Annotated in this window: 20 protein-coding genes; 13 read left to right on the plus strand and 7 right to left on the minus strand. The window is 72.7% G+C overall.

Annotation, left to right across the window (positions count from 1 at the left end; translation table 11 throughout):
- Nucleotides 1-31: 31 nt before the first annotated feature.
- Nucleotides 32-808 (minus strand): IclR family transcriptional regulator, encoded by a 777-nt coding sequence (locus ACFVTR_RS08325; RefSeq protein ID WP_387036380.1) that lies wholly within the window; start codon nucleotides 806-808, stop codon nucleotides 32-34.
- Nucleotides 809-894: 86 nt separating this feature from the next.
- Between ACFVTR_RS08325 and hutH the strand changes: the two genes are divergently transcribed.
- The 7 genes from hutH (at nucleotide 895) to ACFVTR_RS08360 (ending at nucleotide 9,811) form a co-directional block, all read left to right on the plus strand.
- The gene (gene hutH / locus ACFVTR_RS08330) at nucleotides 895-2,457 is read left to right on the plus strand and encodes a histidine ammonia-lyase (RefSeq protein ID WP_387036382.1); all 1,563 of its coding nucleotides are present in this window, start codon (nucleotides 895-897) and stop codon (nucleotides 2,455-2,457) included.
- 291 nt (nucleotides 2,458-2,748) lie between these two features.
- Nucleotides 2,749-4,176: a peptidoglycan DD-metalloendopeptidase family protein gene (locus ACFVTR_RS08335; RefSeq protein ID WP_387036384.1), complete on the plus strand. Its 1,428-nt coding sequence runs from the start codon at nucleotides 2,749-2,751 to the stop codon at nucleotides 4,174-4,176.
- 137 nt (nucleotides 4,177-4,313) lie between these two features.
- Nucleotides 4,314-5,123, plus strand: a complete 810-nt coding sequence (locus tag ACFVTR_RS08340) for a CPBP family intramembrane glutamic endopeptidase (RefSeq protein ID WP_387036385.1) — start codon at nucleotides 4,314-4,316, stop codon at nucleotides 5,121-5,123.
- On the plus strand, nucleotides 5,120-5,962 hold the full coding sequence (locus ACFVTR_RS08345) for a CPBP family intramembrane glutamic endopeptidase (RefSeq protein ID WP_387036387.1): 843 nt from the start codon (nucleotides 5,120-5,122) through the stop codon (nucleotides 5,960-5,962). Before ACFVTR_RS08340 ends, ACFVTR_RS08345 begins: the two co-directional genes overlap by 4 nt.
- Nucleotides 5,963-6,161: 199 nt before the next feature.
- Nucleotides 6,162-7,898 carry a urocanate hydratase gene (locus ACFVTR_RS08350; protein WP_387036389.1) on the plus strand — a complete coding sequence of 579 codons (1,737 nt, stop codon included), beginning with the start codon at nucleotides 6,162-6,164 and terminating at the stop codon, nucleotides 7,896-7,898.
- 33 nt (nucleotides 7,899-7,931) lie between these two features.
- On the plus strand, nucleotides 7,932-9,155 hold the full coding sequence (hutI, locus tag ACFVTR_RS08355; RefSeq protein WP_387036391.1) for an imidazolonepropionase: 1,224 nt from the start codon (nucleotides 7,932-7,934) through the stop codon (nucleotides 9,153-9,155).
- Between the two features lie 89 nt (nucleotides 9,156-9,244).
- Nucleotides 9,245-9,811 (plus strand): GNAT family N-acetyltransferase, encoded by a 567-nt coding sequence (locus ACFVTR_RS08360; protein ID WP_387036394.1) that lies wholly within the window; start codon nucleotides 9,245-9,247, stop codon nucleotides 9,809-9,811.
- Between the two features lie 10 nt (nucleotides 9,812-9,821).
- Here the strand turns inward: ACFVTR_RS08360 and ACFVTR_RS08365 are convergent, their stop codons facing one another.
- The 3 genes from ACFVTR_RS08365 to ACFVTR_RS08375 form a co-directional block, all read right to left on the minus strand.
- Nucleotides 9,822-10,307: a SixA phosphatase family protein gene (locus ACFVTR_RS08365; protein ID WP_387036396.1), complete on the minus strand. Its 486-nt coding sequence runs from the start codon at nucleotides 10,305-10,307 to the stop codon at nucleotides 9,822-9,824.
- 71 nt (nucleotides 10,308-10,378) lie between these two features.
- On the minus strand, nucleotides 10,379-11,311 hold the full coding sequence (locus ACFVTR_RS08370; protein ID WP_387036397.1) for an arginase family protein: 933 nt from the start codon (nucleotides 11,309-11,311) through the stop codon (nucleotides 10,379-10,381).
- 176 nt (nucleotides 11,312-11,487) lie between these two features.
- Entirely contained in the window at nucleotides 11,488-12,492 is a 1,005-nt protein-coding gene (locus ACFVTR_RS08375; RefSeq protein WP_387036399.1) for an NAD-dependent epimerase/dehydratase family protein, read from the minus strand.
- Between the two features lie 170 nt (nucleotides 12,493-12,662).
- On the opposite strand from ACFVTR_RS08375, the gene ACFVTR_RS08380 reads away from it, so the two are divergent.
- Nucleotides 12,663-14,999: a copper-translocating P-type ATPase gene (locus tag ACFVTR_RS08380; RefSeq protein WP_387036401.1), complete on the plus strand. Its 2,337-nt coding sequence runs from the start codon at nucleotides 12,663-12,665 to the stop codon at nucleotides 14,997-14,999.
- Between the two features lie 251 nt (nucleotides 15,000-15,250).
- A complete protein-coding gene (locus ACFVTR_RS08385; RefSeq protein WP_387036403.1) occupies nucleotides 15,251-15,799 on the plus strand; it encodes a hypothetical protein in 549 nt (182 codons plus the stop codon).
- A gap of 15 nt (nucleotides 15,800-15,814) precedes the next feature.
- On the opposite strand, the gene ACFVTR_RS08390 is transcribed toward ACFVTR_RS08385, so the two are convergent.
- Complete coding sequence (locus ACFVTR_RS08390; protein ID WP_387036404.1) at nucleotides 15,815-17,725, minus strand: glycoside hydrolase family 15 protein; 1,911 nt, start codon at nucleotides 17,723-17,725, stop codon at nucleotides 15,815-15,817.
- A 215-nt stretch (nucleotides 17,726-17,940) separates the two neighbouring features.
- Nucleotides 17,941-18,318, minus strand: coding sequence for a heavy metal-associated domain-containing protein (locus tag ACFVTR_RS08395; RefSeq protein WP_387036406.1), 378 nt, complete (start codon nucleotides 18,316-18,318; stop codon nucleotides 17,941-17,943).
- A gap of 215 nt (nucleotides 18,319-18,533) precedes the next feature.
- Between ACFVTR_RS08395 and ACFVTR_RS08400 the strand changes: the two genes are divergently transcribed.
- Complete coding sequence (locus ACFVTR_RS08400; protein WP_387036408.1) at nucleotides 18,534-18,956, plus strand: YciI family protein; 423 nt, start codon at nucleotides 18,534-18,536, stop codon at nucleotides 18,954-18,956.
- A gap of 1 nt (nucleotide 18,957) precedes the next feature.
- On the plus strand, nucleotides 18,958-20,256 hold the full coding sequence (locus ACFVTR_RS08405) for an RNA polymerase sigma factor (protein ID WP_387036410.1): 1,299 nt from the start codon (nucleotides 18,958-18,960) through the stop codon (nucleotides 20,254-20,256).
- 45 nt (nucleotides 20,257-20,301) lie between these two features.
- Here the strand turns inward: ACFVTR_RS08405 and ACFVTR_RS08410 are convergent, their stop codons facing one another.
- The gene (locus ACFVTR_RS08410; RefSeq protein ID WP_387036412.1) at nucleotides 20,302-24,021 is read right to left on the minus strand and encodes an efflux RND transporter permease subunit; all 3,720 of its coding nucleotides are present in this window, start codon (nucleotides 24,019-24,021) and stop codon (nucleotides 20,302-20,304) included.
- 91 nt (nucleotides 24,022-24,112) lie between these two features.
- Between ACFVTR_RS08410 and ACFVTR_RS08415 the strand changes: the two genes are divergently transcribed.
- Together ACFVTR_RS08415 and ACFVTR_RS08420 are read left to right on the plus strand one after the other, a co-directional pair.
- The gene (locus tag ACFVTR_RS08415) at nucleotides 24,113-25,237 is read left to right on the plus strand and encodes a hypothetical protein (protein WP_387036414.1); all 1,125 of its coding nucleotides are present in this window, start codon (nucleotides 24,113-24,115) and stop codon (nucleotides 25,235-25,237) included.
- 101 nt (nucleotides 25,238-25,338) lie between these two features.
- Nucleotides 25,339-26,715, plus strand: a complete 1,377-nt coding sequence (locus ACFVTR_RS08420; protein ID WP_387036416.1) for a hypothetical protein — start codon at nucleotides 25,339-25,341, stop codon at nucleotides 26,713-26,715.
- Nucleotides 26,716-26,962: the final 247 nt, after the last annotated feature.

A 26,962-nucleotide genomic window follows, 5' to 3' on the forward strand; every position in this document is an offset into this window, starting at 1 on the left:
ATCTCCGTCGAGATCCCGACAGCGTCGGCCCTCAGCGCGCAGCGCCGATGCGACGCGAGAGCTCGGCGGCCGCCGAGCGCACGGCCGCGGCGATCTCCTCGGGGTGCGCCGCGGCATCCGAGTCGCCCCGATACGTGACCGCGATCGCGGCGGCCGGCCACCCCACGTGGTCGAGCACGACCGCGCCGACCGAGGCGAGGCCCTCGGTGACCTCGCCGTCCTCGCCGGCCCAGCCGGTCTCGCGCACCCGCTGCAGCACCTGCTTGAGCCGGCCGTACCGCCACTCGCCGGCGTCGCTCGGCGCCCCGCGCCAGGCGAACGCGGCCCGGTCGGGGTAGAGCGCGCGCAGCTGCGCGGGCGGCAGCGCGGCGAGCATCGCGCGACCGGTCGCAGTGAGGTGCGCGGGCAGGCGCACCCCGACGTCGGTGACGAGCGAGGGGCGACGCGGGGCGCGCTCCTCGACGAGGTAGAGCACGTCGCGACCGTGCAGCACGGCGAGGTGGCCGCTCTCGCCGATGCGGTCGACGAGGCCCGCGACGAGCGGGCCGCCGAGCCGCGCGAGCGGCTGCTGACGGCTGAACCCGCTCGAGAGCTCGAAGGCGGCGATGCCGAGGCCGTAGCGCCGCTCCTCGGGCAGGTGCACGACGAATCCGCGCTCCTGCATGACGGCGAGCAGGTGGTAGACGGTCGAGCGCGGCAGCTCGAGCGCCTGCGCGATCGTCGCGGCCGGCACCGGCCCGCGCTGCGCGGCGAGATGCGCGAGGATCGCGAGCGTCTGATCGGCCGCCGGCACCTTCGATGTCGCCATACCCGCGAGACTATCGTCCGGGATGCCAGACGGCCACGGTCGATCGGGCCTCCCGCGCGAGGCATCCACGCGGTGGAATATCAGACATGAGCAGCAACGTGACCTCGACCCCCTCTGCCGTCACGGTCGGCATCGCCGGCCTGAGCATCGACGACGTCGTCGCGGTGGCCCGCCACGGGGCCTCCGTCGTGCTCGACGACGCCGCCCTCGCCGAGGTCGCCGCGAGCCGCGAGATCATCGACGGCCTCGCCGCCGACCCGAACCCGCACTACGGCATCTCGACGGGCTTCGGCGCGCTCGCGACGACCTTCATCGCGGAGGACCGCCGCGCGCAGCTGCAGGCGAGCCTCGTGCGCTCGCACGCGGCCGGCTCGGGCGCCGAGGTCGAGCGCGAGGTCGTGCGCGCCCTCATGCTGCTGCGCCTCTCGACCCTTATGACCGGCCGCACCGGCGTGCGCCGCGAGACCGCCGAGACCTACGCGGCGATCCTCAACGCGGGCATCACGCCCGTCGTGCGCGAGTACGGCTCGCTCGGCTGCTCGGGCGACCTGGCCCCGCTCGCCCACTGCGCGCTCGTCGCGATGGGCGAGGGCGAGGTCCGCGACGCCTCCGGCGAGCTCACGGATGCCGCGGCCGCGCTCTCGGCCGCCGGCATCGCGCCGCTCCAACTCGGCGAGAAGGAGGGCCTCGCCCTCATCAACGGCACCGACGGCATGCTCGGCATGCTCGCCCTCGCCATCACCGACCTCCAGCTGCTGCTCACGACGGCCGACATCTCCGCCTCGATGAGCGTCGAGGGCCTCATGGGCACCGACGCCGTCTTCGCCGCCGACCTGCAGGCGCTCCGCCCGCAGCGCGGCCAGGCGATCTCGGCCTCGAACTTCCGCAAGCTGCTCGGCGACTCGCCGATCATCCACTCGCACAAGGGCCCCGAGGACGGCCGCGTGCAGGACGCGTACTCGCTGCGCTGCGCCCCGATCGTGCACGGCGCCGCCCGCGACACGGTCGCGCACGCGGTCGGCGTCGCCGAGGCCGAGCTCGCGAGCGCCGTCGACAACCCGGTGCTCACGAAGGACGGCCGGGTCGAGTCGAACGGCAACTTCCACGGCGCCCCCGTCGCCTACGTGCTCGACTTCCTCGCCATCGCCGCGGCGGATGTCGCGTCGATGTCGGAGCGCCGCACCGACCGCTTCCTCGACCGGGCTCGCAACCAGGGCCTGCCGCCGTTCCTCGCGCACGAGGTCGGTGTCGACTCGGGCCTCATGATCGCCCAGTACACCGCGGCGGGCATCGTCTCGGAGCTCAAGCGCCTCGCGGTGCCGGCCTCGGTCGACTCGATCCCCTCGTCGGCCATGCAGGAGGACCACGTCTCGATGGGCTGGGCCGCCGCCCGGAAGCTCCGCCGTTCCGTCGACGGGCTCGCGCGCGTGCTCGCGATCGAGGTCATGACGGCCGCCCGCGGACTCGCACTGCGCGCCCCCCTCGAGCCCGGCGCCCCGACGGGTGCCGTCGTCGCCCTCACCGAGTCGCTCGGCGCGGGCCCCGGTCCCGACCGCTTCCTCTCGCCCGAGATCGAGGCGATCACCGCCGCGGTGCTGTCGGGCGAGGTCGCCGCACGTGCGGCGGCGCACGTCGGCTCGCTCGACTGAGGTTCCGTCGCCGGGTTCCGGCACCGATCTCCGAGGATTCGAGGGGCGGCTCGCGCAGCGGGCCGCCCCTCGTCGGTCGTCGTCCGGGCCCCGCTGCGGCCTGCATCGGCTCCCCCGAAGAGGGCACGATCGCGACGATTCGAGATGTTGTGCCTCGCTCAGGCGGATGCAAGACTGAGGTACGTCGGCCCGAAAGCCCGGCAACCCGAACGGAAACCAATGCCGCACCGCTTCAGAGTCACCGCGAGAGACCCCTTCCGAGCGCGTCGCGCCCGGCCGAGCGGAACTGCGGTGGCGGCCGCCGCGATCGCGGTGCTGATCGGCATGAGCGTGGTCCCGCCGGCGGTGGCCGAGGAGACGGCACCGGTCGAGGCGACCGACACGACGACGAGCGACACGTCGGCCACCGAACCCGCGCCGAGCGATCCGGTGACGGTCGAGACGCCCGCCGAAGAGCCGACGCCGAGCGAGGAGCCGACCCCGACGGAGGAACCCACTCCGACGGAGGAGCCCACTCCGACGCCCGAGCCCACGCCGACCCCGACGCCGACCCCGACGCCCGAGCCCACTCCGACGCCGACCCCGACTCCCACTCCCACTCCCACGCCGACGCCGACCCCGACGCCGACTCCCGAGCCCACTCCGACGCCGGGAACCCCGCAGCCCGCTCCGAAGCCGACCACGGCTCCCCGGGCGCCGGTGGTGCTCGTCGGAGACGGTCCGTTCGCTCGGATCTCGACCACGACCGACTCGAACGTCGGCCCCCTGCTGAAGGCACGGGCGCGGCTCGAACGAGCAGTCGCAGCGCTGCGCGACGCCGAGGCCGAACTCGAGGCCCTGAGGTCGACGCGCGAGGTCGCCCGCGACATCGCGGAGCGCATGCAGTCGCTCGCCGACGACGCGCGCCATGACGCCGAAGTCGCCGCAGCGGGGTACCTCGCCGCATCGAAGGGCGGCAACGCCTCCCTCAACTCGATGGGCGCCGCGTTCGGCTCCGGGCGCGACCTGCTCGCCGGGCTCGGCGGAGTGGCGCGCATCTCCGACATCGCCGGCGACGCCGACCAACTGCTCGAGATCACCGCGAAGCGCGCTGCCGAGGCCGAATCGGCCGAGGCCCGTGCCGAGGAGGCCTGGGCCGCGGTCGACGAGATCGACGTCGACGCCGCCGAAGAGAAGGTCGCCGACGCCGAGCGCGCGGTGAACAAGGCCCGCTCGGCCCTGTCCGGGCTGAAGACGCGCGTGGCGTCGACGAGCGTCGCCTTCCTCGAGACGCTTCCGCAGGACTCCGGGCAGCTCAGCGACCAGGGCTGGTCGAATCCCGTCGAGAACGGCAGCCTCACCGACGGCTTCGGCCCCCGACCCAACAAGCCGCTGCCGGGCGTCAACGACTTCCACCGCGGCACCGACCTCGCCACCGGCTGCCGCAACCCGGTGTTCGCCGCGACCGCCGGTACCGTCGTCGAGGCCAGCGCGAACGGCTCGTACGGCAACTGGATCCTCATCGATCACGGCTCGGGCGTCTCGACCGGGTACGCCCACCTCATCGACGGCGGCATCCTCGTCGCGCCCGGCCAGAAGGTCTCGGCCGGCGAGCTCATCGGAGCGGTCGGCTCGACGGGCGCCTCGACCGGCTGCCACCTGCACTACGAAGTGCGGCTCGACGGCTCGGCGATCGACGCGATCCCGTTCATGGCGGCCCGCGGCATCGACCTCGGCTGACGGCGAGGCCTCCGGGCCACCGACCGCCTCAGGCGATGAGGCCGGCGCAGTGTGCCGCGGCCGAGTGCCCAGGTGAATTCGCGCCACCGCCTCGCGTCGACGAGTGCCGGACCTCCTCGATCCAATACGTTCGGATCATGACATCCCCGCAGCCGGCACCGGTCCTCCGCGTTCGTCCCCGAGTCTGGATCGGTCTCGCGATCTGGCTCGGCTACGTCATCGTCGTCTTCATCGTCGGCAAGCTCTCGGGCGTGCCGTACACCGAGATGGGCCGCGACGGCGGCACGCTCTTCCTCGGCGCGGGGCTCATGCTCATCGTGGGCGCGATCCTGCTCGCGATCACCGCGAGCCTGCTCGGCTGGTGGCGACCCGCCCTCTTCGACCGCAAGCACAGCGCCCGCTGGCCGATCTTCGTGCCCGTGATCATGGCGGTCGCGCTCGTGATCAACCTCGCCAGCACCGACTGGGGCTCGTACGACCTCGGCTTCTTCGCCGCGTCGATCGTGCTCATGCTCGTCGGCTTCACGGAGGAGATGGCGACCCGCGGCCTGCTGCTCGTGGGCCTTCGCAGCCGTCTCCACGAGGGCTGGGTGTGGTTCATCAGCTCGGCCGCGTTCGCCCTCATGCACCTCACGAACGCCCTCTCCGGGCAGGACATCGGCCTCACGATGACACAGGTCGGCATGGCGTTCCTCGGCGGCACGATCTTCTACATCCTGCGCCGCTCGACCGGCACCCTGATCTGGGCAATGGTGCTGCACGGGCTGTGGGACTTCTCGACCTTCGCCGTCGGCCACGGCACCCCCGGCCCGCTCGCCGCGCTCGCCTCCCCCGTCTTCATGCTCGCCGGCGCGCTCGGCCTCATCGTCGTCGCCTTCGTCATCCGCGGCGCCGACGAGCGCACCGACGCACCGCTTCCGGCTGCGAGCGCCGCGAGCCTCGCATGACCGCCGCCGCGACCGCGCGGTCGCCCTGGCGACGGTTCTGGGAGCACGGAGGATGGTGGCGGTCGCTGCTCGTCGTCGTCGCGTACTACGCGGTGTACCAGGGCGTCCCGCTGCTGTTCGCGCCGCTGTTCCCGGCCGGCGAGACCGACGAGGCCGCGATCGTCTGGATCTTCACGGCGATCCCGGTCGCGTTCGGCGGCCTCGTCCTCGTCGTGCTCGCCTGGTCGCTCGGCTGGCTGCGTGAACTCTTCGGCCCGCAGCCCATCCGCGGGAGCGGGTGGATGTGGATCGCGGTCGTCGCCGTGCTGCTCTTCAACGTGCTGCGCTTCGCGACGATCGACTACGGCGAGGCCGGAGCCGGCATCGTGGTCGCCTGGCTGGTGGCTGGTCTGTTCGTCGGATTCGCCGAGGAGACCCTCACCCGCGGCTTCGTGGTGAACCTGATGCGCAAGGGCGGGTACCGCGAGATCACGGTGGCCCTCGTCTCCGCGGCGCTCTTCGCGCTGCTGCACTCGGGCAACCTGCTCACGGGTCAGGCACTCGTCCCGACCCTGCTGCAGCTCGTCTACACGTTCGCGTTCGGCATCTGCATGTACCTCGCCCTGCGCGTCACCGGCCACCTGATCTGGCCGATCCTGCTGCACGCGACGACCGACCCGTCGATCTTCCTGCAGACCCTGCACCCGGCCGAGGGCCCGCTCACCGCGTTCGCGGCGCTGGGCAACCCCGTGGTCATCGTCACGGGCCTCGTGCTGCTCATCTTCATCCGCGGGAAGGTCGGCGAGAGCACGGCGGGTACCGGCCTGGTCGAGCCGGGCACCGCGGTCCCCGGGCGATAGACGCAGGGGATGCCGCCACTGCGGGTTCGCGGCATCCTGCACACCCGAGAACAGCCCCCGAGCCGACCAGACGCGGGGGCTGTTCTCGCCCCGCGGGCCGGGTCGTAGCCACGCCCGCCCGGCGCTGATTTCTGGGATCCCAGACGACCACCACGTGGCATCCGTTGCCGCACGGCATCGCGTGAGCGAGCATCGAACCATGACCGATGCACCCACCGCCGCCCCCGCAGGCCCCCGCACCGTTCGCGCCGCCCGCGGTACCGAACTCACCGCGAAGAGCTGGCAGACCGAGGCGCCGCTGCGCATGCTCATGAACAACCTCGACCCCGAGGTCGCCGAGCACCCCGAAGACCTCGTCGTGTACGGCGGCACCGGCAAGGCCGCCCGGAACTGGGAGGCGTTCGACGCCATCACGAAGACCCTCGAACGCCTCGAGCCCGACGAGACCCTCCTCGTGCAGTCGGGCAAGCCGGTGGGCGTCTTCCGCACGAACGTGTGGGCACCGCGCGTGCTCATCGCGAACTCGAACCTCGTGGGCGACTGGGCGACGTGGCCCGAGTTCCGCAAGCTCGAGGCCGAGGGCCTCATGATGTACGGCCAGATGACGGCCGGTTCGTGGATCTACATCGGCTCGCAGGGCATCCTGCAGGGCACGTACGAGACCTTCGCCGCGGTGGGCCGCAAGCTCATCGCCGAGGGACGCGGGAGCGCGCTCGGCGAAGCGCGCAGCGAGAGCGAGGGCCCGCTCGCCGGCACCCTCACGCTCACGGGCGGCTGCGGCGGCATGGGCGGCGCGCAGCCCCTCGCCGTCACCCTCAACGACGGCGCCTGCCTCATCGTCGACGTGGACGAGACGCGTCTGCGCCGCCGCGTCGGCAAGCGCTACCTCGACGAGGTCGAGACCGACCTCGACACCGCGATCGCCAAGGTCCTCAAGGCCAAGGAGGAGCGGCGCGGCTGGTCGGTCGGCGTCGTCGGCAACGCCGCCGAGGTCTTCCCCGAGATCCTGCGCCGCCACCGCGCCGGCGAGCTGACCGTCGACGTCGTCACCGACCAGACGAGTGCGCACGACCCGCTGGCCTACCTGCCCGAGGGCGTCTCGGTCTCCGAGTGGAAGCAGGCCGCGGCCGCCGACCCCGAGGGCTTCACGCGCAAGGCGCAGGCGTCGATGGCGCACCACGTGCAGGCGATGGTCGAGTTCCAGGACGAGGGCGCCGAGGTGTTCGACTACGGCAACTCGATCCGCGACGAGGCCCGCAAGGGCGGCTACGACCGGGCCTTCGAGTTCCCGGGCTTCGTGCCCGCGTACATCCGCCCGCTCTTCTGCGAGGGCCTCGGGCCGTTCCGCTGGGTCGCGCTCTCGGGCGACCCCGAAGACATCCGCGTCACCGACGAGGCCATCAAGGAGCTCTTCCCCGAGAAGAAGCACCTGCACAAGTGGCTCGACGCCGCCGCCGAGCGCGTCGAGTTCGAGGGCCTGCCCGCCCGCATCTGCTGGCTCGGCTACGGCGAGCGGCACAAGGCCGGCCTCCGATTCAACGAACTCGTCGCCGAGGGCAAGTTGAAGGCGCCGATCGTGATCGGCCGCGACCACCTCGACTCGGGCTCGGTCGCGAGCCCGTACCGCGAGACCGAGGCGATGAGGGACGGGTCCGACGCGATCGCCGACTGGCCCCTGCTCAACGCGCTCACGGCGGCATCGTCGGGTGCGACGTGGGTGTCGATCCACCACGGCGGCGGCGTCGGCATCGGCCGCTCCATCCACGCGGGCCAGGTCTCCGTCGCCGACGGCACCGAGCTCGCCGCGGCGAAGCTCACGGCGCTGCTCACGAACGACCCCGGCATGGGCGTCATCCGTCACGTCGACGCGGGATACGAGCGGGCGATCGAGGTGGCGCGCGAGCGCGGCGTCGACGTACCGATGCTCGACGCCTGAGCGACCCACCCCGACGATCGAAAGGCGACCCGGATGCCTCGCGCCACCCTCATCACGAACATCGGCGAACTCGTCACGAACGACGAGCAGCCCGGCCGCGAAGGCGGTCGGCTCGGCATCGTGCGCGATGCCGCGGTGCTGATCGACGACGGCCTCGTGACCTGGGTCGGCCCGGCATCCGACGCCCCCGCGCAGACCGCCGACGCCGGCGTCGAGCTCCTCGACGCCGGCGGCCGCGCGGTCATCCCCGGGTTCGTCGACAGCCACACCCACCTGGTGTTCGGCGGCGACCGCGCCGAGGAGTTCGCCGCACGCATGGCGGGCAACCGCTACGAGGCGGGCGGCATCCGTTCGACCGTGGCCGCGACGCGCGCCGCAACCGACGACGAGCTGCGGGCGCGCCTCGCGGGCTTCGTCGCCGAGCTGCACGCGCAGGGCACGACGACCTTCGAGATCAAGTCGGGCTACGGCCTGAGCGTCGCCGACGAGGAGCGGCTCGTGCGCCTCGCCCGCGAGGTGACCGAGGAGGTCACCTTCCTCGGCGCGCACGTCGTGCCGTTCGAGTTCCGCGAGGACCCCCGCTTCGACGGCGACCAGGCCGCGGCGGGCGACGCGTACGTCGACGTGGTGATCGGCGAGATGCTCGCCGCGTGCGCCCCGCACTCGCGCTGGGTCGACGCGTTCTGCGAGCGGGGTGCGTTCACCGCCGAGCAGTCACGCCGGGTGCTCGAGGCCGGCGCGGCCGTGGGCCTCGGCGTACGCGTGCACGGCAACCAGCTCGGCGAGGGCGAGGGCGTCCGCCTCGCGGTCGAGCTCGGCGCCGCCTCGGTCGACCACTGCACCTTCCTCAGCGACGCGGATGTCTCGGCCCTCGCCTCGTCCGACACGGTCGCGACGCTCCTGCCGGGGGTCGAGTTCTCGACCCGCCAGCCCTACCCCGACGCGCGCCGGCTGATCGACGCGGGCGTCACCGTCGCGCTCGCGAGCGACTGCAACCCGGGGTCGAGCTTCACGAGCTCGATGCCGTTCTGCATCGCGGTGGCCGTGCGCGACATGGGCATGACCCCGGCCGAGGCGCTCTGGGCGTCGACGGCGGGCGGGGCGCTGGCCCTCCGTCGTGACGACGTCGGTGCGATCCGCCCCGGGCTGCGCGCCGACCTCGTCGAGCTCGACGCACCGAGCCACCTGCACCTGGCCTACCGCCCGGGCGTGCCGCTCGTGCGGCGCGTCATCGCGGGCGGCGTGACGAGGGCGTAGCATCGACCGCGACCGCGACCGCGATCGCCGGGCGGCTCGACGCCCCTGCGTCGCGATCGCGACGAGGTGTACGCTGCGGGCATGAACGGATGGCGGCATCCGGAGACGATCACATGCTGAGCGGCGAACTGGTCGCCCTCGCCCCGGTGCGTGCCGACGAGCTCGACGCGTTCTGCGCGGCGCACGTCGACATCCGCACGCGGGGTGCCTACTTCCCGCTCGGCGTGGTCTCCGAATCGGTGCTGCGAGCGCGGTTCGCGGAGCACGGGTTCTGGGAGCGCGACGAGGGCACGCTGCTCATCCACGATCGGGGCGGGCGGATCGTCGGCCACATCGAGTTCTTCACGCCCGTGAACTACTGGGACGCCTTCGAGCTCTCGTACCAGCTCCACGGCGACGCCCACGCGGGTCACGGCTACACGACCGAGGCGGTGCAGCTGCTCGTCGACTACCTGTTCGGGTCCAAGAAGCAGCACCGCATCCAGCTCGTGATCGTGCCTGAGAACGCGGCAAGCAGGCGCGTCGCCGAGAAGTGCGGGTTCACGTACGAGGGGCGGCTGCGTGGCGCCTTCTTCAACAGCGGCACGAATCACGACGTCGACCTGTTCGGGCTGGTCCGCAGCGATCCGAGACCCTGGCAGCCGGTCGACCGCTGACCCCGTGGCGTCAGTGCTTGGGGGTGTCGACCCCGAGGAGTTCGCCGGTGCCCTCGACGAGCTCGGCCCACGAGTCGACGCCGACCCGGCACTCGACGACGGCGCAGGTCGGCAGCTCGACCCATTCGCCGGTGAGCTCGCCGACGGCGTCGCTCATGCCGGGGTTGTGGCCGACGAGCATGGCGACCTCGAGCGCATCGTCGAGGCCCGCGGCGACGGCGAGGATGCTCCGATCCGAGGCCGCGTAGAGCTTGCGCTCCTCGACGACGTGATCATCGCCGATGCCGAGGGTACGCGCCAGCAGCCGCGCCGTGCTGCGCGCCCGCACCGCCGTGCTCGTCACGATGCGATCGGGTCGGACTCCGCGTTCGGCGAGCCGGTGCCCCATCGCCGGGGCGTCGCGCAGGCCGCGGTCGTTCAACGGGCGATCGTGGTCGTCGAGCATCGGATCGCCCCAGTCCGACTTCGCGTGCCGCACGAGGTAGAGCGTCTTCACCCCTCCAGCGTGGCACCGTTCGCGGCGGGCCACAACGCCGCGACGGGGCACGACTCGGCGCGCGACACGGCTCAGCGCGCGGCGACCCCCGCGAGGAACTCGAGCACGCAGAGCGCGGCGAGACGTACCGTGCGTCCGTCGGGGGCGTCGGCGCTCGCGTCGACCTCGGCGAGGTCGGCGCTCACGACCCGCGCGTCGCCCGCCGCAGCCCGCACGAGGGCACGGAGCTCCCAGGCGGCGAGACCGCCGGGCATCGAGGCGGGGCATCCGGGCACGACCGCGCGGTCGCAGGCGTCGACGTCGATGTCGAGGTGCACGGGGCCGCCGGCCGCGCCGGCGATCTCGAGCGCCTCGGCCATGACCTCGGCGGGGCGGCGGCCGTGCAGCTCGTCGCGGTGGATCACGGTGATGCCGAGCTCGGCGGCCCGCCGGGCGTACTCGGCCGAGTTGGCGAAGTCGGCGATGCCGATCTGCACGATGCGGCGGGGGTCGAGGCCGGCCTCGACGAGGCGGCGCACGGGCGAGCCGTTCGAGACGCCGTCGCGCAGGTCGTAGTGGGCGTCGATGGTGACGAGACCGGCGGTGGCCAGCCGGTCGCCGTAGGCGCCGAGGGCCGTCGCGACCGTGAGCGAGTTATCGCCGCCGAGCGCCATCACGGTCTCGGCGCGCTCGAGCAGACCGGCGACCCGGGCGCGCGTGCGCGCCTCGCCCTCGGGGCCGTCGGGCTCGACGATGTCGCCCGCGTCGACGACGGCGAGCTCGCCGAGGTCGACGGCGTCACGGCCCTCCTGCCGGCTCGGAACCAGGGCCGGGCTGTAGCGGCGCAGCGCCGCGCGGATCGCCGCAGGCGTCGTGTGCGCGTTCGTGGGCGAGAGCGAGGTGCGCCAGGCGGGCACGCCGAGCAGCGCGAGCGCGGCGGATGCCTCGGGGCCGAGCGCCTCGGGCGCGGGCCAGCCGCCTGCGCGGGGCCAGAGGGGATCATGCGAGAGTGCGACGTCGGCCATGCCCCCACGCTACGAGGCGCCGCCACGCGCGCCCAGCCCTCGCGCGGGCTCCGCGTCTGCGATCCCGGACGTCGACCGCATACCGGAGCACCTGCCCCGCGCTCTTCAGGACGAACGCGGACACGCCCCGCATGCGGGCCCGAGCCCGCGTCATCCTGAGAAGTGCAGCGCTCCGGTCACCCGGCGAGCGTGGCGCTCTCGTCGAGCCGCTCGACGAGCTCGCGCTCGCGTTCCGCGCCGAGTCCGGCGCCGCGCGGACGCTCGAGCCCCTGCTCGCGCTCCCAACCGAGGAGATCGGTGAGCGTCTCGACGAGGGGGCGGGGCACGAACCCCTCTGCGCGGGCCGCCGCGTTCGAGCGGTCCTGGAAGGCCGCCCACGTCGGATCGACGATCCAGAGCGGCAACGAGTCGGGCCCCGACCATTCGGCGACGCCGTGGTCGACCAGCCACTCGGGCGACGCGAGCCGCACGTCGCGGTCGTGCCCGCCGACCGCTCGCGCGAGCGCGAGGTAGGCGCCGAAGGTCGACCGGTCGCCGACGGCGTTGAACGCCCCGGTGAGTCGACGCTCGACGGCGTCGAGGGTCCACGTCACGAGGTCGCGCACGTCGATGAGTTGGGCGGCGGCGTCGGGGATGTCGGGAACGAGCATCGGCTCGCCGTCACGGGCGGCGCGCGCGACCCAGTACCCGCTCCGGCCCGAGGCGTCGCCGGGGCCGCCGATGAGTCCGGGCCTGATGACGAGCAGCCGATCGTCGAGCGCCTCGCGGTAGGCCTGCTCGATCGCGGACTTCGCCTCGCCGTAGCTCTCGGGCGTCGAGTCGTCGGACTCGAGGGGCGGAAGGAGCTCGGCCGACTCGTCGGCTCCGGGCTCGTCATGGCGCGCGTAGACGTTGCCCGAGGAGATGAAGGTCCAGTGGCGGGCGTGCGGGGCGAGCGCCTCGGCGGCGCGCCGGGCGAAGCCGGGCTGTCTCGTCACGTCGATCACCGCGTCCCATTCGCGGTCGAGTACCGCGTCGTAGGCCTCCGGCTGCGAGCGGTCGCCGATCACGAGCCGCGCACCGGGCGCCACCTCTCCCGTCTCACCCCGGGCGAGGCACGTCACGTCGTGCCCGCGCCGCAGCGCCTCCCGGGCGAGTTCGCGTCCGAGCCATTGCGTGCCGCCGAGAATCAGGATGTCCATCCGGCCATCCCAGCAGATGTCGCCGGTGCGCGGGAGAGCTGTTCGCCGAGCGCGGATCGCTCGCGTCAGGGTGCCACCTCGGAATAGCGTCGAGGACATCGGAGTTTCTCCCTTGTGAATACCCCACTGGGGTATTAACCTGAGGCCAGAGACGCAGGAGGGCGGGCGCAATGAGCACCGGCAGGAACGAGACGCACACGGGGCACGATCACTCGGGGCACACCGGGCACGACCATGCGGGCCACGGCGCGCAGCCCGAGCATGGGCCGCAGGCCCACGCCCACGCCGCCACTACGCCGGCCGCCCACGCCCACCACGAGGCATCCGCCCACCCGGACGCCGGGCACGACCCGCACGCCGGGCACGACATGAGCGGCCACGCCGGGCACGATCCCCACGCCGGCCACGACATGAGCGGCGACGAGCACGCCGGGCACGACATGAGCGGCCACGGCGGGCATGCGGGTCACGGCGACCACGTCGGCCAGTTCCGGCGTCTGTTCTGGATCATGCTCGTCATCGCGATCCCGACGATCGCGTTCAGCCCGATGTTCGCGTCGATCCTCGGCTACACCCTGCCCGACAACGCGATCGTCCCGTGGATCTCGCCGGTGCTCGGCACGGTCATGTACTTCTGGGGCGGCAAGCCGTTCCTCACCGGCGCCTGGTCGGAGCTCAAGACGCGCAAGCCCGGCATGATGCTGCTCATCGGCCTGGCGATCACGGTCGCGTACTTCGCGAGCCTCGGCGCGAGCCTCATGCTGCTCAGCCACCACCTCGACTTCTGGTGGGAGCTCGCGCTCCTCATCGTGATCATGCTGCTCGGCCACTGGATCGAGATGCGCTCGATCATGCAGGCCTCGAGCGCGCTCGACGCGCTCGCCGCGCTCCTGCCCGACGAGGCCGAGCGCGTGATCGACGGCCCCGACGGCGCACCCGTCACCGAGACGGTCTCGCCCGCCGAGCTCACGGTCGGCGACCTCGTGGTCGTCCGCCCGGGCGGGCGCGTGCCGGCCGACGGCGAGGTCGTCGAGGGCACCGCCGCCATGGACGAGTCGATGATCACCGGCGAGTCGGTCGCCGTCGGCCGCGGCCCGGGCGACCAGGTCGTCGCGGGCACCGTCGCGACCGACACCGCGATCCGCGTACGGGTCGGTGCCGTCGGCGACGACACGGCGCTCGCCGGCATCCAGCGGCTCGTCGCCCAGGCGCAGGCCTCGAGTTCGCGCGCCCAGCGCCTCGCCGATCGCGCCGCCGGCTGGCTCTTCTGGTTCGCGCTCGGCGCCGCGGTGATCACGGCCATCGCCTGGACCATGCTCGGCAACCCCGACGATGCGGTCGTCCGCACCATCACCGTGCTCGTGATCGCCTGCCCCCACGCCCTGGGCCTCGCCATCCCGCTCGTCGTCTCGATCGCGACCGAGCGGGCCGCCCGCGGCGGCGTGCTCGTGACCGACCGCCTCGCCCTCGAGACGATGCGCACGGTCGGCGCGGTTCTCTTCGACAAGACGGGCACCCTCACGAAGGGCGAGCCGGCGGTGACGGATGCCGCGGCCGCACCCGGCTTCGACCTCGACGCCGTCCTGGCCGACGCGGCCTCCGCCGAAGCCGACAGCGAGCACCCGCTCGCGAAAGCCATCGTCGCCGACGCGGCGCACCGCGGCCTCGCGGTGTACGGCGCCACCGAGTTCGAGGCGTCCGCCGCGATCGGTGTGCGCGCGAAGGTCGGCGACCGCATCGTGCAGGTGGGCGGCCCCGGGCTGCTCGCCCGCGAGGGACTCGACGTGCTCGAGGCATCGGCCCCCTGGGCCGAGGCCGGATCGACGGTGCTGCACGTCGTCATCGACGGGCGGGTCGCCGGTGCGATCGCGCTGGCCGACGAGATCAGGCCCGAGTCGCGCGAAGCGGTCGACGCGCTGCACGCGCTCGGCGTGCAGGTCGTGATGATCACGGGCGACGCGGAACCGGTGGCCCGCACGGTCGCCGCCGAGCTCGGCATCGACCGCGTCTATGCGGGCGTGCGCCCCGAAGACAAGGCCGCGAAGGTGCAGGAGCTGCAGCACGAGGGCCTCTCGGTCGCGATGGTCGGCGACGGCGTCAACGACGCCCCGGCGCTCGCGCAGGCCGACGTCGGCATCGCGATCGGCGCCGGAACCGACGTGGCGATCGCCTCGGCCGGCGTGATCCTCGCCTCGAGCGACCCTCGCTCGGTGATCTCGGTGATCGAGCTGTCGCGCGCGAGCTACCGCAAGATGAGCCAGAACCTCTGGTGGGCCGCCGGCTACAACCTCGTCTCGGTGCCGCTCGCGGCAGGCATCCTCGCGCCCATCGGGTTCGTGATGCCGATGTCGGTCGGGGCGATCCTGATGAGCCTGTCGACGGTCATCGTCGCCGCGAATGCGCAGCTGCTGCGTCGCCTCGACCTGCGCCCCGAGGCGTCGGCGCGAGCGGTCCTCGGACGGTCGACGAGCCGGGCCCCCGAACCGGTGCGCGAGCCGGTGGGCTGAGCCCCGCCGAACCTCCGCGAAGCGGGGCGTCCTCTGAGAGGCGCCCCCGCTCAGGTCCGCCCACGGGATGACTCGGGCTGACCGAGCGTACGCCGGAGGATGGATCTTCAGCCCGGGCTGCGGCCATGTGCGAAGTAGAACCGCTGGTCAGCGGTAATTTCAGCCGAACTCATTCTCAGGTTCAGGCAGCCGGCTCCCCCGTAGCCTCGGTGCGCCGCCCTCCAGCGGGTGGCACGAGAGAACGGATGCACATGACCACCAGGACCATGAACACGACCACCACGACCCTGCTCGGCGCGGCCGTGCTCGTCACCGCCGTCGTCGGGCTCACCGGATGCAGCGAGCTCGGCGACGTCGACCGCTCGCTCGACGAGCGCGGCGCCGGGCACACCGTCGAGGTGGCCTACGAGACCGGCGCCGAGGGGCTCGCCGACGAGCGCGTGCAGCTTCCGGACTGGGTGCCGGCCGAGGCATCCGAGATCACCGAGAAGGTGCGCACCACCGGCAGCGAACGCCTCCTCCGACTGAAGGCCGATGCGTCGATGCTCGCCGAGCAGTGCGAGGCGTGGCCCGTCGGTACGCCTCCGCAGCGAGCGGACGAGCAGAACACCTTCGGCGAAGAGATCACGTACCGCGACGCACCGACGATGCGGGCCACGTGGTGGGCAGACGGCATCGAGCGCTCCGCGTCGCTGGTCTGCGGTGCGACCTGGTGGGTCGCCGAAGCCGACGGCTGGGTCTACGCCTTCTCGCCCGAACGGCAGATGACCGAGATCGAGGAGGCATCGACGCTCGGATGAGGTGTGCCGCGCGCGTCACACGAACTCGAGCAGCCGCTCGATCATGATGATGCGCCGGGCCGCCTCGATGAGCGCGAGGTGCGAGAACGCCTGCGGGAAGTTGCCGAGGTGCTGCCCCGTCTCGGTGTCGAGCTCCTCGGCGAGGAGGCCCAACGGCGAGACGATGCGCAGCAGCTTCTCCATGAGCGCCTTCGCGCGTGCGCCCTCGCCGATGATGGTCAGCGCCGAGACGAGCCAGAACGAGCAGATGAGGAACGTGCCCTCGCGCCCCGACAGCCCGTCGTCGGTCTCCTCCGTGCGATACCTGAGCACGAACCCGTCGGCGGTCAGCTCGTCGGCGATCGCGAGCACCGTCGCCCGCAGCCGCTCGTCGTCGGGCGCAAGGAACCCGTAGATCGCCGCGAGGAGCGCGGAGGCGTCCAGTGCGTCGGTGCCGTAGTGCTGGCGCAGCACGCCGCGTCCACTCACCCCCTCGGCGAGGAGGTCGGCGGCGATCTCGTCGGCGACGGCACGCCAGCGCACGACGTCCTCATCGGCACCGACGAGCTCTGCGAGCTTCGACGCCCGGTCGAGCGCGACCCAGCACATGATCTTCGACGACACGTAATGCTGCGGTTCGCCCCGCGCCTCCCAGATGCCCTGATCGGGCTCGCGCCAGACCGCCGTCGCGCACTCGGCCTGCGACCGGATGACCGGCCAGAGCGTGCGCGGCACGCGCTGGCTCTGCCGGGCGTGCATGAGGATCGCGTCGAGCACCGCGCCGTACAGGTCGTTCTGGCGCTGGGCGAACGCCCCGTTGCCGATGCGCACCGGGCGGGCGCCGCGGTGACCCGTCAGGTGATCGAGCGTCGTCTCGGTGAGATCGCGGCGTCCGTCGATGCCGTACATGATCTGCAGCGAACCGTCGCCGTTCGGCTCGAGCCCGGAGAGGAACTCGACGAACTCGTCGGCCTCCCAGTCGAGGTCGAGGTAGTGCAGCGCCTGCACCGTGAACGACGAGTCGCGGATCCAGTTGTAGCGGTAATCCCAGTTGCGCTCGCCACCCGGTGTCTCGGGCAGTGAGGTCGTGAGGGCGGCGACGGTCGCTCCCGTCGGCATGTAGGTGAGCCCCTTGATCGTGAGCGCCGAACGCTCGAGTGCCTCGCGCCACGGGTGGTCGGGGATCGTCGCATCGGCGAGCCAGTCGCGCCAGTAGGCGACCGTCGTCTCGAGCTGGGCCGCCGCCTCCTCGACGGTCTCCGGCCCGGCGAGGTCGTCGGCCCACGACAGCGAGCAGAAGGCGCGTTCGCCGGCGCGCAGCGTGTGCCGTGCGCGCACGTGACCGCCCTGGACGCCCAGCGGGAGATCCGATCGCAGCCGCAGCTCGGTGCCGGCGCCGCTCGCCGTGGCACAGTGCACGTCGGTCGACACCCAGTCGGCCTCGGTCCTGCCGTAGTCGAACACCGGCTCGCAGATGAGCTCGAGCTCGACGTGCCCGTCGAGGCAGGTCACGGTGCGCACGAGGCAGTGCCCGGCGTCGTCGTCGGCCGGGGCACGGGTGTGCGGGGTGGTCGTGTCGGGCTCGGATCGGGGCAGGATCGTGAGTGCGTCGCGCACCTCGGCCCAGCCCGTCGGGGTCTTCCACGTCGTGACGAGCACGTTGGTGCCGGGTTCGTAGTTCCGCGCCGACGGGGCGTTGACGTCGAACGGCCCGAATCTGAAGTACCCGGCCTGCCGGTCGAGGATCGTGGCGAAGACACTGGGCGCATCGAATCGGGGCGGGCAGAGCCACGCGATCGCCCCGTCGGGGGCGACGAGCGCGCCGGTATGGCAATCGGAGAGGAACGCGAACGAGGCGATCGGCGGGAAGGGCGACCGGGCGACGGCGCCCTGCATCTGGGGCGCCCGGCCCGACCTGGCCGGGCGGTCCGTCCGGTCGGCGCTCACGAGGCCTCCGGCGGGAGCTCGCGGATGACGGCGAGGAAGCGGTCGACGTCGGTCTCGGTGCGTTCCATGGGCCCTCCGAACACGGTCGGTCTCGGCGGGGGCCGGGCGAACGGTCGTCGCTTCGCCGCACCCCCACCTCGACCGTAGCCCTTCGATCACCGTTCGAGCAGTGCTCGAACGGGATCGATTCCGCGCCGGCCGGGCGCGACGACGACTCAGCCCGCGACGACCTCGTACCCGGCCTCCTCGACGGCCGCGGCGACGGCCGCATCGGCGAGCGGGGCGCTGCTGCGCACCGTGACGGTCGAGACGCCGCCCGCGACGAGCGCGACGTCGACCGAGTCGACGCCCTCGAGCGCGCCGAGCTCCGCGCTCACGTGACGCACGCAGCTGCCGCAGGTCATGCCGGCGACGGCGTAGTCGGCGCTCACGAGCTCGGCGAGGCCGGATGCCACGGCCGCGCCCTCGGTCTTCGTCGCCGAGGAGTCGGGGATCGCGCAGCACGAGCACGAGGCGTCCGCACCGCTCGAATCGGCGAGGGCGAGTTCGGTGGCGCCCGCGGGCATGGCGGTGGCGAAGTTCTCGGTGGTCATGGGGCGTCCTTCCGTCGGTTCGATGGAAACTATACCCCGGTGGGGTATTAGGGTGCAAACGATCCGGTCCGGCGGGTGACCTCGTCGGCGCCGCCTGACAACATGGGCGAAGAAAGTTCCGCCGTGGTGTCGATCTCGCCGTCGCCCGTTCGACGCATGAGTGAGGCGGGCACTTCGGCCCGACCCGAACACGAATCCCGAACGAGGAGAACACCGTGAAGTACATGCTGATCATGCGATCGAACGACGCCGCCGTCGAGGCCTACGAGCAGCTCGACTTCAACGAGGTCATCGCCGCGATGGGCGCCTACAACGAGTCGCTCATCAAGGCCGGCGTGCTGCTCGCCGGCGAGGGCCTGGCCGACGCCAAGGAGGGCTTCGTCGTCGACTTCGAGACGACTCCCCCGGTCGTGACCGACGGCCCGTACGGTGAGACGAAGGAGCTGTTCAACGGCTTCTGGATCATCCAGGCGCAGAGCCCCGAGGAGGCGGCGGAGTGGGCGAAGCGCTGCCCGCTCGGGCCGGGCGCGAAGCTCGAGGTGCGCCGCGTCAACGAGCTCGAGGACTTCCCGCAGGACAACGAGTGGATCCAGAAGGAGGCCGGCTGGCGCGACGAGCTCGAGGGCAAGGTCGGCTGAGATGACCGCAGCGGATGCCTCGGGCACGGCCGGGCCGGCCAACGCCGACGCCGACCGTGCCCGGCGCGCCGTCGCGGCGGTGTGGCGCATCGAATCGGCCCGCATCGTCGCGACGCTCGCCCGATTCACCGGCGACGTCGGCCAGGCCGAGGACCTCGCGCAGGAGGCGCTCCTCGAAGCGCTCAAGCAGTGGCCCGACGAGGGCGTGCCGAACAATCCCGGCGCGTGGCTCACGGCCGTCGCGAAGCGCCGGGCGATCGACGGCTGGCGCCGCCGCGAGCGGCTCGACGAACGGTACGCGGCCATGGCGCGCGACCTCGAGCAGCACGACGGCGAGGCATCCGACACCTTCTGGGACCCGGACACGATCGACGACGACGTGCTGCGGCTCGTCTTCGTCTCGTGCCACCCCGTGCTCTCGCGCGAGGCGCAGATCGCCCTCACCCTGCGCATCGTCGGCGGCCTCTCGAGCGAGGAGGTCGCGCGCGCGTTCCTCGTGCCGACCGCGACGATCCAGCAGCGCATCGTGCGCGCGAAGAAGACCCTCGCCGCGGCGAACGTGCCGTTCGCGGTGCCCGAGCCGAACGAGTACCCCGAGCGCCTCGCGTCGGTGCTGCACGTGCTCTACCTGATCTTCAACGAGGGCTACCTGCCCGCCTCGGGCGGCGAATGGGTGCGAGCGGATGTCTCGGCCGAGGCCCTGCGGCTCGCCCGCATGGTGGCGGGGCTCATGCCTCGCGAGCCCGAGGCGCAGTCGCTCGTGGCGCTGATGGAGTTCACTGCCGCCCGCTTCCCGGCGCGCACCGCCCGCGACGGCAGCGCGATCCCGCTCGACCAGCAGGACCGCTCCCGCTGGGACCGCGCGCAGATCGCGCGCGGGCAGGAGGCGCTCGCCCGCGCCGACCGCATCGGCCGTGGTCGTGCGGCCTACGGGCTGCAGGCCGCGATCGCCGGATGCCACGCCGTCGCCCCGACCGCCGACGACACCGACTGGGCGCAGATCGTGGTGCTGTACGAGGCGCTCGGACGCATCGCCCCCTCCCCCGTCGTCGACCTCAACCGCGCCGCGGCGATCGCGATGGCGACCGGGCCCGCCTCGGCGCTGCGGGTCGTCGACGAACTCGTCGCAACGGGCCGGCTCGCGGGCTACCCGGCGCTGCCCGCCGTGCGCGGAGAGCTGCTCGCGCGGCTCGGACGCACCGACGAGGCGCGCGCCGAGCTCGAGACCGCCGCCCGGCTCACGGGCAACGAGCGCGAGCGCGACGCGCTCCTGGCGAAGGCCGCCAAGCTGGCCGGCTGACGGACGCACCGCCGTCGGCGGTCGCTCGGGCGACCGCCGACGGGGTCAGCGGGGCTGCGGGCTTCCGGGCTCGTCGTCGTCGCGGGTCTCGGTGGGCCCGGCCGACTCGCTCGGACTGCCCGGCTCCTCGGCCGTGCTCGGCTCGGCCGGCTCGACCGGTTCGCTCGGCTCGGCCGACTCTGCCGGTTCGACCGACTCGGTGGGCTCGCTCGGCGCGGCATCCGGCCACGGCGCGACCGGCCCGGCCGCCGTCGAGGTCGCAGGAGTGGACCCTGCGGGAGCCTCGGGCGACGCGGGAGCCTCGGACGCAGCAGGAGCCTCGGGCGCAGCAGGAGCCGCGCGCGCAGCGTCCGCCGCTGCGGTCGCCACCGCCGCGGGCACCGGAGCCGTGTCGTCCGGACGGCCCGCGGCCTTCGCCGCACGCTTGTCCCGGCGTCGTTCGCGCCCGCCCTCGACGAGGTCGTAGAGCACGGGCAGCACGACGAGCGTGAGCAGCGTCGACGAGAGCAGACCGCCGATCACCACGATCGCGAGCGGCTGCGAGATGAACCCGCCGTGCCCGGTGATGCCGAGCGCCATCGGCAGGAGGGCGAAGATCGTCGCGAGCGCCGTCATGAGGATCGGGCGGAGTCGTCGGGAGGCACCGTGCACGAGCGCGTCGCGCACGTTCATGCCCCGGTCGCGGTACTGGTTCACGAGGTCGACGAGCACGATCGCGTTCGTCACGACGATGCCCACGAGCATGAGCACGCCGACGAGCGAGGCGACGCCGAGCGGGATGCCGGTGATCACCTGGAGCGCGATCGCACCGGTCGCCGCGAACGGCACCGACACGAGCAGCAGCAGCGGCTGCAGCAGCGAGCGGAACGTCGCCACCATCACGATGTAGACGATCAGGATCGCGGCGAGCAGCGCGAGGCCCAGCTGCGAGAACGACTCCTGCTGGTCGGCGGTGACGCCGCCGAGCGAGGCCGTCGTGCCCTCGGGCAGGTCGACCGCGCTCACCGCGGCCTGCACCTCGCCGCTCGCCGTGCCGAGGTCGTCGCCCGCGGGCGTCGCCGCGACGGTCGAGCTGCGCAGGCCCTGCACGGTCGTGACCGAGGCCGGCCCGTCGACCTGCTCGACGGTCGCGAGGGTGTCGAGTCGCACGACCCCGGCCGGCGTCGGCACCTCGAGCGCCGAGAGCTCCTCGACCGACACGGGCGGGTTCTCGCTCGCGAGGTAGATCGTGAGGGTCTTCTCGTCGATCACGACCGAGCCGGCGTTCTGCGGCTGCATCGCCGCCGAGACGAAGCCGCCGAGGGCGACCTCCGAGTAGCCCGCCGCCGCGGCATCCGCCCGGTTCACCTCGACCGCGACGTACGGTCGCGACTCCGACAGGTTCGAGGTGACCTGCGACACCGAGTCCACGCCCTCGAGCTCGTCGACGACCGCGTCGGTCGCGGCTTGCAGGTCTTCGGCGTTCGAGGCGGTGATATCGACCTCGATGTCGTTCGAGGCGCCGAAGCCGCTCGAGGCGGCGATCGAGACCTCGCCGACGTCGTCGAGGCCGTCGAGCTCCTCGCGCACCTCCGCCTGCAGGGCGTCCTGGTCGGCATCCTCATCGGTCGTCACCGAGTAGGTGACGGTCGCGCCGCCGCCGCCGAACGCCGCGGCGAGCGGGTTCGAGCCCGAGCCGATCGACGTCTGCACCGTCTCGACGCCCTCGGTGTCGCGGATGACCTGCTCGACCGGCTTCGACGCCTCGTCGAGCGCCTCGAGGCTCGTGCCGATCGGCAGCTCCTGCGTGACGCGGAAGGTGTTCTGCCCCGAGGAGCCGAGGAAGTTGGTCTTCATCAGCGGGATCATCGCGCCCGTGCCGACGAGCACCAGCACGGCGATCATGAGCGTGATCACGCCGTGCTTCAGCGTCCATCCGATGATCGGCAGGTAGCCGCGCTGGAGGCGCGAGGGGTGCTCGAGCTCGTCGGGCGCGACCGGCTTCACGGCGGTTCGGGTGGATGCCTCGCGCCCGCCTCCCGCAACGGGAAGCCCGGTGGCGCCGCTCTCGTCGCGCAGCTCGGGCGCGAGCCAGACGTCGTCGACGAACGCGGCCGCGGCCACTTCGGCCTCGACCTCCTCGGCGCCCTGCTCGACGTGCAGCTTCGCCGGCTTCAGGAACCAGTAGGCGAGCACGGGCACGATCGTGAGCGAGACGAGGAGCGAAGCGAGGAGCGCGATCGTCACGGTCAGCGAGAACGGGCGGAACAGCTCGCCCGTCACGCCCTCGACGAGCGCGATCGGCAGGAACACCGCGACGGTCGTGATCGTCGAGGCGGTGATCGCGCCCGCGACCTCGCGCACCGCGTGCACGATCGTGGCCGCCTTGTCGACGCCCTCGACGAGGTGGCGCTTGATGTTCTCGATGACGACGATCGAGTCGTCGACCACGCGGCCGATCGCGATCGTGAGGGCACCGAGCGTGAGGATGTTCAGCGTGTAGTCGGCGGCCTGCAGCCCGATGAAGGTGATCAGCACCGACGTCGGGATCGAGATGGCGGTGACGAGGGTGGCCCGCACCGAGAGCAGGAAGATCAGGATCACGATCACCGCGAACGCGAGGCCGAGCAGGCCCTCGGTCGCGAGCGACTCGATCGACTGCTCGATGTACGGCGCCTGGTCGAAGACGACGGTGAACGTGGCACCGGGGTTCGTCGTGTCGAGCGAGGCCTCGAGGTCGGGAAGCAGCGCCGTCACGGCGTTCGACACCTCGACGGTGTTGGCCGCGGGCAACTTCGTGACCGAGATCGTGAGCGCCGGCTCGCCGTCGACGCGCGAGATGCTCGTGACCGGGTTGTCGGTGAGCTCGACCGCGGCCACGTCCGAGATGGTCACCTCGGCGGGCACTCGCACCGCGGCGGGGAGACCGTCGGCCCCCGTGCCGGTCTCGGTGCCGTCGCTCGGCAGTTCCGTGCCGTCGGTCGGCAGCCCGGCGCCGTCGCCCGAGCCCTCCTCCGAGGCATCCGGGATCGCGGGCGCCTCGGTGGCGCCGAGCACGGGCAGCGCGGCGATCTCGTCGACGCTGCCGATGCGGGTGCCGGTCTGCACCGCGAAGGTCGAGTCGCCCTCGGTGATGGTGCCGGCGGGCACGAGGAGCCCGTTCTGCTGCAGTGCGTCGCGGATGGCCTGCTGGGTGATGCCGAACTCGGCGAGCTTCGCGGGGTCGGGCGTGATCGTGACCCGCTGGCCGATCTCGCCGACGAGGGTCGCGTCGCGCACGCCGTCGACGTCGGTGATCTCGCCGAGGGTGGTGCGCTCGATCTCGTCGGAGAGGGCGCTCATGTCGTCAGCGCCGGTGACCGCGATCTGCAGCACCGGGAAGTCGTCGAGACTGAGCGCGATCACCTGCGGGTCGACGTCGTCGGGCAGCTGGCTCTGGATGCGGTTGACCGCCGACAGCAGCTTCTGCTCGGCGAAGGCGAGGTCGGTGCCGTAGGTGAAGCTCGCGGTCACCCGCGACAGCCCGGTCGAGCTCGTCGTCGACGTCGACTCGAGCCCCGTGATGCCCTGGATCGCCGTCTCGATGGGGGTCGACACGTCGGTGTTGACGATGTCGGGCGAAGCTCCGGGGTAGCTCGACACGATCGAGAGCTGCGGGAACTCGATCGACGGCGCGAGCTCCTGCTTCAGGCTCGTGAGCGAGATGCCGCCGAAGATCGCGACGACGATCGTGACGAGCGCGATGAGCGCGCGGTTCTTCATGCTGAGCGCAGCGAGCAGGTGCATTGCTCGATTCTCGCAGGCGGGTGGCGCGGGATGTCACCGAGTGTCGGAATCCGTTGCGGGAATTCCTCGACCGAAGCGCACCCTGCACGCTATGGTGACCCTCGTGGGGGGCGCGCGGATCGGCGACGACGGCGCACGGCAGGTGCCGTGGCTCCGCTACGCCGTGCTCGGCACCGCCTTCGCGGCCGCGTGGCTCGCGGTCTCGCTCTTCTCGAGCGGCGCGAGCGCCTCGGCCGACGAGCAGGAGCCGAGCGGGCTGCTCGGCGGCGTCGGCTCGCTGGTCGGCGGGGTGACGCAGATCACCGGCGCCGTCGGCGACACCCTCGACGGGGTCGTCGACACGGTCGTCGACCCCGTGAACGAACTGCTCGACCCCGTGGTCGAGGTCGCACCCGAGCCCGTGGCCGACACGGTCGAGACCGTCGTGCCCGAGGTGGTCGACACCGTCACCGAGACGACGAACACCGTGATCGGCGACGCAAACTCCACGGTCGGCGAGGTCGCGAACGAGGTCACCGGCACCGTCTCCGACCTTGCGGGCGGCGGCACGGTCGGCGCGATCACCACCCCGATCACCGGGGGCGTCGACGACCTCGTCGGCTCGCTTCCGGTGCTGGGTTCGCTGCTCGGCGACGACACGCTCGGCGGGGTCCTCGACCCCGTGGTCGACGTGGTCGACACAACCCTCGGCACGGTCGTCGGCGACTTCGGCGAGCTGCCGACCGACGGTTCGGGCGTACTCCCCCAGATCCCGTCGATCCCGCTGCTTCCGGTCGATCCGGTCGATCCGGTCGATCCCGGCCTCCCGGGCGGACCGGGCGAGAACCCGGTCGATCCCGCGGCGCCCGGAGAACCCGGGGCACCCCCGGGCGAGCCCGCCGCGCCACCGGCGAACGGCGATGCCGGGCCTCCCGGTTCCGGCCCGCCCCGGGCCCTCGACGGGGCCGCGTCGATGGGCGCCGCCTCCGTGTCGCCCGCCGAGCGGGGAACCCCGCACGACGGCGCGCCCGCGCCGAGCACCCCGGCCGCCCCCGGCGGCAGCTCGGGTGCCCCGGGCACGGGCGCCGCGGGCGCCGGTGCGGGCGCGGCATCCAGCGCCTCGGACGCGGCCTTCGCCGCCCTCGAACTCGACGCGCTCGCGTCGCTCGCGCTCAACTCCGTCGACGACGAACTGCCGTCGTCGCCGGTGTACGACACCGACTCCACCCCTGACTGACCGGGAACCGGTCCGCTCGCACGCGCCCGCGTGCCCTCGCGGACATGGTCATCGCTCCCTGCCCGGGAGCGACATCCCGCATCAGTCAGGAGGACTGGATCATGAAGAGAATGGCCTTGAGGGCGCTGTACGCGACCCTCTTCGCCGGGGGGCTCACGCTCCTCGGAGCCGGTGTCGCCCACGCGTCCGAAACGGGCGGCGACGACGGCATCGTGTCGGGGACCCAAGCCGGGATCTCGATCGACCTGCCCATCACGCTCGGCGGCAACGCGATCTCCCTCATCGGGGACTCGTCGTCGTCGGATACCGCGACGGACGTCGCGGCCGATGACGCCCCGGTGCCGGCCGCAGTCACCTCCGGTGACGACGGCATCGGCTCGGGAACCCAGGCGCTCATCGACGTCGAGGTGCCGATCACGGTCGGCGGCAACGCGATCTCGGTGATCGGCGACTCCTCGAGCGAGGACGCCGGCACGTCGAGCGCACCGGCACCCGCGCCGGCGCCCACACCGAGCACTGGTTCCGGCGACGCATCGGGCGCCGAGACCAGCGGGACCGACTCGCTGCTCGGCGGCTCGCAGGCCCTGATCGACCTCGACGTCCCGATCACCCTCGGCGGCAACGCCATCTCGGTGATCGGCGACTCGACGAGCGACGGAGCGGCCACTACGGCCGGCACCGGCGACTCGGGCGATTCGGGTACCGGCGAGGCGGTGACGTCGGGCGACGACAGCCTGCTCGGCGGCACGCAGATCCTCGGCGGGATCGAGATCCCGATCACCCTCGGCGGCAACGCCGTCTCGGTGATCGGCGACTCGACGAGCGACGGGGCGGCCACCGAGGTCGGCACCGGAGACTCCGGCAGCGGCGACGCGAGCACGTCGGGCGACGACTCGATCCTCGGCGGCACGCAGCTGCTGCCCGAGCTCGGGCTGCCGGTGACGATCGGCGGCAATGCGATCTCGGTGATCGGCGACGCCACGTCGACCGGCGCCGAGACGGTCGTTCAGCCAGGAACCGGGGGCGGTTCGGCGACGACGGATGGCGATGGCGGGCTGCTCGGGGGAACACAGCTGCTGCCGGAACTGTCCCTGCCCATCACGATCGGCGGCAACGCGATCTCCGTGATCGGCGACAGCGAGACCGCCGGTTCGTCGACGATCGTGGACCCGGTGGATCCGGTCGACCCGGTGGATCCGGTCGACCCGGTGGATCCGGTCGATCCCGTGGACCCGGTCGACCCGGTCGATCCCGTGGACCCGGTCGACCCGGTCGACCCCACGAACCCGGGTGGCAGCGAGGGTGACGGCGACGGCGACGGCTCCACCGTCGCCTCATCGGGCGGCACGACGATCGTGGCGGCCGACGCGTCGCTCGCCTCGACGGGTGCCGACGCCTCTGGCCTCGGCCTGGCCGCGCTCGCCCTCGTCGGCGGTCTCGTGCTCGTCGGATTCCGGCGGTTCGCGATGCGCCGATAGCCGGGATTCCCGGCGCCGCCCTACCGGCGCCGGGGCCCGACCTGCTCAGCGGGTCGAGCTGGTCGAACCGGACCCCGTGCCGCAGACCCGTGCGGCACGGTGAGGCCGCGCCGTTCCCGGCGCGGCCGGTCGGGGGGGGGGGGGGGCGCCGGGGGGCGCCCCCCCCCCCCCCCCCCCCCCGCGCCCCCCGGGAACCCCCGCCGGGCGCCCGCCCGCGGGGGCCCCCGGCCACCCCCCCCACCACACC

It is taken from the genome of Agromyces sp. NPDC058126 (assembly GCF_042884595.1).
Lineage (GTDB): Bacteria > Actinomycetota > Actinomycetes > Actinomycetales > Microbacteriaceae > Agromyces.

Coding starts and splice junctions, on each gene's coding strand:
- ACFVTR_RS08340 (WP_387036385.1), top strand. CDS start 4,314: ATGACATCCCCGCAGCCGGCACCGGTCCTCCGCGTTCGTCCCCGAGTC.
- ACFVTR_RS08380 (WP_387036401.1), top strand. CDS start 12,663: ATGAGCACCGGCAGGAACGAGACGCACACGGGGCACGATCACTCGGGG.
- ACFVTR_RS08415 (WP_387036414.1), top strand. CDS start 24,113: ATGGTGACCCTCGTGGGGGGCGCGCGGATCGGCGACGACGGCGCACGG.
- ACFVTR_RS08360 (WP_387036394.1), top strand. CDS start 9,245: ATGGCGGCATCCGGAGACGATCACATGCTGAGCGGCGAACTGGTCGCC.
- ACFVTR_RS08370 (WP_387036397.1), bottom strand. CDS start 11,311: ATGGCCGACGTCGCACTCTCGCATGATCCCCTCTGGCCCCGCGCAGGC.
- ACFVTR_RS08405 (WP_387036410.1), top strand. CDS start 18,958: ATGACCGCAGCGGATGCCTCGGGCACGGCCGGGCCGGCCAACGCCGAC.
- ACFVTR_RS08410 (WP_387036412.1), bottom strand. CDS start 24,021: ATGCACCTGCTCGCTGCGCTCAGCATGAAGAACCGCGCGCTCATCGCG.
- hutH (WP_387036382.1), top strand. CDS start 895: ATGAGCAGCAACGTGACCTCGACCCCCTCTGCCGTCACGGTCGGCATC.
- ACFVTR_RS08420 (WP_387036416.1), top strand. CDS start 25,339: ATGAAGAGAATGGCCTTGAGGGCGCTGTACGCGACCCTCTTCGCCGGG.
- ACFVTR_RS08325 (WP_387036380.1), bottom strand. CDS start 808: ATGGCGACATCGAAGGTGCCGGCGGCCGATCAGACGCTCGCGATCCTC.
- ACFVTR_RS08395 (WP_387036406.1), bottom strand. CDS start 18,318: ATGACCACCGAGAACTTCGCCACCGCCATGCCCGCGGGCGCCACCGAA.
- ACFVTR_RS08385 (WP_387036403.1), top strand. CDS start 15,251: ATGACCACCAGGACCATGAACACGACCACCACGACCCTGCTCGGCGCG.
- hutI (WP_387036391.1), top strand. CDS start 7,932: ATGCCTCGCGCCACCCTCATCACGAACATCGGCGAACTCGTCACGAAC.
- ACFVTR_RS08350 (WP_387036389.1), top strand. CDS start 6,162: ATGACCGATGCACCCACCGCCGCCCCCGCAGGCCCCCGCACCGTTCGC.
- ACFVTR_RS08345 (WP_387036387.1), top strand. CDS start 5,120: ATGACCGCCGCCGCGACCGCGCGGTCGCCCTGGCGACGGTTCTGGGAG.
- ACFVTR_RS08375 (WP_387036399.1), bottom strand. CDS start 12,492: ATGGACATCCTGATTCTCGGCGGCACGCAATGGCTCGGACGCGAACTC.